Here is an 831-nt window from a genome sequence, read left to right as displayed (position 1 = left end):
GACGCTGAACTCGCCGCCGACACCGGCACGTTCACCGGCACAGGAGACCGGGCCCTGATCGCCGCGGCCAGGACCGCCGCGTACCGCCATGACCCACGCACCACCACCGAACGCGCCCACCACGCCGCCACCGACCGGCACGTCAGCCTCCGCCCAGCACCCGAAACCATGACCTACCTCAGCGCGCTACTACCCGTGGCCCAAGGCGTCGCCGTCCTCGCTGCCCTCACCCACGAAGCAGACACCGCCCGCGCCACCGGCGAAACCCGGTCCCGCGGGCAAGTCATGGCCGACACCCTCGTACACCGGATCACCGGGACCCCCGGCGGGATCACCGGCATCACCATCAACCTCGTCATGACCGACCGGACCCTCCTCCACGGCGACAACGAACCCGCCCGACTCACCGGCTACGGCACCGTCCCCGCAGCATGGGCCCGCACCCTCACCACCAACCCCCGCACCACCACCAGTGCCAATGCCGGTACTGGTACCGGTCCTGGCGGTGCTGCAGAAACCAGTCCCGGGGACACGGCACTGACTCCCACCCAGGACGTCCAGGTGTGGGTCCGACGCCTCTACACCGCACCCGCCAGCGGGGAACTCCTCGCCATGGACTCCCGAGCCCGGCTCCTCCCACCCGGGCTCCGCCGCTTCATCGAAGCCCGCGACGCAACCTGCCGGACACCCTACTGCGACGCACCCATCCGCCACTACGACCACATCCACCCCTGGCACCTCGGCGGGACCACCACCGCCACCAACACCGCAGGACTCTGCGAAGCCTGCAACTACACCAAAGAACAACCCGGCTGGAAAACCACCACCAAC

1 protein-coding gene is annotated in these 831 nt (G+C 69.6%); it reads left to right on the top strand.

All coding sequences use genetic code 11. The features are described 5' to 3' along the window. Nucleotides 1-831, top strand: an 831-nt coding sequence (locus PSET11_RS16515) for an HNH endonuclease signature motif containing protein (RefSeq protein WP_148088040.1), incomplete at both ends; no start/stop codon positions are given.

This window comes from Arthrobacter ulcerisalmonis, from assembly GCF_900609065.1.
Classification (GTDB): domain Bacteria; phylum Actinomycetota; class Actinomycetes; order Actinomycetales; family Micrococcaceae; genus Arthrobacter; species Arthrobacter ulcerisalmonis.
This window is presented reverse-complemented; position numbering and strand designations above follow the sequence as displayed.